The organism is Kitasatospora sp. NPDC056783, from assembly GCF_042789895.1.
Lineage (GTDB): Bacteria > Actinomycetota > Actinomycetes > Streptomycetales > Streptomycetaceae > Kitasatospora.
The window spans coordinates 1-2,976 of the sequence record NZ_JBHUAF010000606.1 but is presented as its reverse complement, the minus strand read 5'-3'; the positions used below and the strand labels follow the sequence as shown (position 1 = coordinate 2,976).

Here is a 2,976-nt window from a genome sequence, read left to right as displayed (position 1 = left end):
CCCCCGCCCGGTGAGGGGCGGGGGCGGGCCCCTCCCGGGTCAGCTGCTCGGGACCGGGGGGACGGCGCGGCGTTCGCGCAGTGTCCGGAGCATCCGGCGGGTGGCCTTGGTGGCGACCGGGGGCAGCAGCTCCAGCGCGAGCCGGCGCGGGGTGGAACGGTGGACCGGGGTCTTCACCCGGTAGTTGAGGCGCAGCACCCGGGCGCCGGCGATGGTGTCCTCGTCGGCGGTGTACCCCTCGGCCGGCCAGTCGCGCTCCCGCAGCACCGCCTGGGCGGCAGCGGCGTCGCCCCAGGTGCCGTAGAACTTCATCGGGGTGAGCAGGACCGGCCGCAGCCCGCGGGTGAACACCGCCTCCCAGACGGCGGCGGAGACGCCCGGAGTGTGCTCGGAGCGGTAGTCGTCCAGGGCGACCAGGCCGTTCTCGGCGAGCGCGGCGCGGGCCACCGCGATGTCCCCGGCGACGTGTTCGTAGAGGTGGGAGGCGTCGATGTGGACGAAGCGGCAGCTGTCCGCCCGGATCCGGCCGTCGGCCAGCACCGAGGTGGGGGCCTGCACTATCTCGGGCAGCTCGCCGTGGAAGGCGAGGTAGTTGGCCTCGAAGGCGCTGCGGGTGAGGGTCCTGCGGTAGGACATGTCCATCTCGGCGGCGTTCTCGGCGTCGCCGGCCTCGGAGTCGAACAGGTCGCAGACCGTCAGCCGCTCGCCCGGCTGGAGGTGGTCGCCGAGCAGGACGGCACTGCGGCCGAGGTAGCTGCCGAGCTCCAGGATGTCGCCGGTGAGGCCGGCCGTGGTCTGGGCGGACAGCAGGTGGCCGAAGGCCGCCCGGTCGAGGCTGAAGAACCAGCCGGGGATGTCGTCCCGCCTCAGCGGCGTGGGGTGGACGGCGGTCTCGACCGCGGTCTCGGAAGTGGGCACGGCGGCCTCCAGGGGGACGGCGGGGCGCGGTGGCGGATCACGCCCCGGAGGGGACGCCGAGGACGTGTGGCGGATCATCATAGCGACGCCGGGGCCTGGGAGAACCAGATGCGGAACGACCCGGTTCCGGGTCTTCGCTCCGGTGTTCGGCAGGGGCGTGCGCCTTCGTTTCCGCTCTCGATTCGCCTGTTCGGCCTAGCGTTCGGACCGCGGCCCCCGCCGCGCCGGCGTCACCGGGCGGCCGGGCCGAGGTGGGCGTCCAGCACGGTGCGCAGCAGCGGCTCGACGGAGTCGCCGCCGGTGATCAGCCGCAGACTGCCCCAGGTGCGCAGTTGGGCGAGGCCGTGCAGGTTGGACCAGAGGGCGGCGGTGGCGGCGGCCGGGTCGTCGGAGTCCGGGTGCACTTCGGAGACCAGTGCGACGAAGGTCCGGAACAACGGCAGGGTGGTGCGGCGCAGTTCGACGCCGCTGCCCTCCAGCAGGTCGTGGCGGAACATCAGCTCGAACATGCCGGGATTGGCGGCGGCGAAACCGAGGTAGGCGCGGGCGAGGGCGTCGAGGCGGGAGCGCGCGTCGGCGTCGGTGGCGGCGGCGAGGGCGTCGGTGCCCGCGAGGGTGTCGGTGAGCCGGCCGAAGCCCTGCCGGGCGACGGCGGCGAGCAGTTCGCGGTGGGCGGGGAAGTAGCGGCGGGGCGCGCCGTGGGAGACCCCGGCGCGGCGGGCGATCTCGCGCAGGCCGAGCGCCTGGACGCCGCCGTCGGCCACCAACTCGACGCCCGCGGTCACCAGTCGGGCCCGGAGGTCCTGTTCCTGTCCCATCATGTAGACACTGTCTACCAGGGGTCGTGGACAGTGTCCACTCGTGCGCGTGAGGGCGCTGCGGGCAGAATCGACGGCATGGACGAAGGCGGCGAGCCGGCCTGTTGGCTGGACCGGGTGTGCCCGGAGTGCGGACGGCTGCGTGAGCGGCCCGGACCGGGGTGCTGCGAGAACCGCGGTGCGGCCGGCGACGGCAGCGGGGCCGAGGCCGAAGCCGAGGCCGGGGGCGGCCCACCCGGGACGACGGACCAGGACTGAGCCCCGGTCCGTCCGTCCGGCCGGACCGGGGCTGGTGAGTCGGCCGGACGGCGCCGGCGTGGAGTCCCGCGCGGCCCGCTACTGCGGGGGCTGGTCGCGGAACTGTTCCTTCAGCTTCTCCTGGGCGACGTCCGTCTGGCTGCTGTACTTGCCCTGGGTCCGCTCGTCGAACGTGTCGCCGGCCTTGTCGACGGCCTTGTCGGCCTGATCCTCGTGGCCCTTCAGCAGGCTTTTGAGCTTATCCAACATGGACATCTGGTCACACTCCCGGATGAGACGCCCCCACCCCTCCAATATCACCGCGTACGGCGCTGACCGCATCTCGCAAGGTTTGCGTAAAGGCTTGGCAACGGGATTCCGGTCAGGTCAAATCATGACCTCACGGCCCGTCGGAAGGAGTCGCCTTGATGCTGCGCACCCGTCGCAACACCTCCCCGCTCGACCGTCCCACCCCGCACGACCCCGTCGTCTCCCCAGGACGCCCGCGACCCGCCGTCACCCGGCGCGGCGCGGGCGCCGCCCTGACCGTCGCCGCCCTGGTCGCCCCGCTGCTGCTGGCCGGCGCGGGCAGTGCCTCGGCGGATCCGGACCCGGCGCGCAAGGGCGCCAAGCTCGCCTCCAGGCTGGTCGAGGCCAGCAGCGCCCGGGACGCCCGGGCCACCCTGGCCGCGCTCCAGAGGATCGCGGACCGCAACGGCGGCACCCGGGTGGCCGGTTCGACGGGGCACGACCAGTCCGCCCAGTACGTCTACGAGCAGGCGCGCCGGGCCGGACTCCAAGTCTCCAAGCAGGAGTTCACGTACACCTTCTTCGAGGCCCGCTCGGAGCACCTCGACGTGGTCTCCCCGAAGGCCGAGTCGGTGCCGGTGATCGCCATGACGTACTCGGTCAGCGGCCCGGCGGCGGGCCTGACCGCGGACCTGGCGGTCGCTCCGGTCGGCGCCGCCACCGGCTGCACGCCCGCCGACTACCCGGCGGGCGC

Annotated in this window: 4 protein-coding genes and 1 pseudogene; 2 read left to right on the top strand and 3 right to left on the bottom strand. The window is 73.8% G+C overall.

Annotation, left to right across the window (positions count from 1 at the left end; translation table 11 throughout):
• Positions 1-39: 39 nt before the first annotated feature.
• Together ACFRMQ_RS39770 and ACFRMQ_RS39765 are read right to left on the bottom strand one after the other, a co-directional pair.
• Positions 40-918, bottom strand: a complete 879-nt coding sequence (locus ACFRMQ_RS39770) for a class I SAM-dependent methyltransferase (protein ID WP_380735778.1) — start codon at positions 916-918, stop codon at positions 40-42.
• Between the two features lie 230 nt (positions 919-1,148).
• Positions 1,149-1,739 (bottom strand): TetR/AcrR family transcriptional regulator, encoded by a 591-nt coding sequence (locus ACFRMQ_RS39765; protein ID WP_380735777.1) that lies wholly within the window; start codon positions 1,737-1,739, stop codon positions 1,149-1,151.
• A gap of 75 nt (positions 1,740-1,814) precedes the next feature.
• On the opposite strand from ACFRMQ_RS39765, the gene ACFRMQ_RS39760 reads away from it, so the two are divergent.
• Positions 1,815-1,994 (top strand): hypothetical protein, encoded by a 180-nt coding sequence (locus tag ACFRMQ_RS39760; RefSeq protein ID WP_380735776.1) that lies wholly within the window; start codon positions 1,815-1,817, stop codon positions 1,992-1,994.
• Positions 1,995-2,072: 78 nt separating this feature from the next.
• Here the strand turns inward: ACFRMQ_RS39760 and ACFRMQ_RS39755 are convergent, their stop codons facing one another.
• Positions 2,073-2,249 carry an antitoxin gene (locus ACFRMQ_RS39755; protein ID WP_380735775.1) on the bottom strand — a complete coding sequence of 59 codons (177 nt, stop codon included), beginning with the start codon at positions 2,247-2,249 and terminating at the stop codon, positions 2,073-2,075.
• A gap of 152 nt (positions 2,250-2,401) precedes the next feature.
• Here ACFRMQ_RS39755 and ACFRMQ_RS39750 point away from each other — a divergent pair.
• A pseudogene (locus ACFRMQ_RS39750) lies at positions 2,402-2,976 on the top strand (hypothetical protein); the annotation flags it as partial.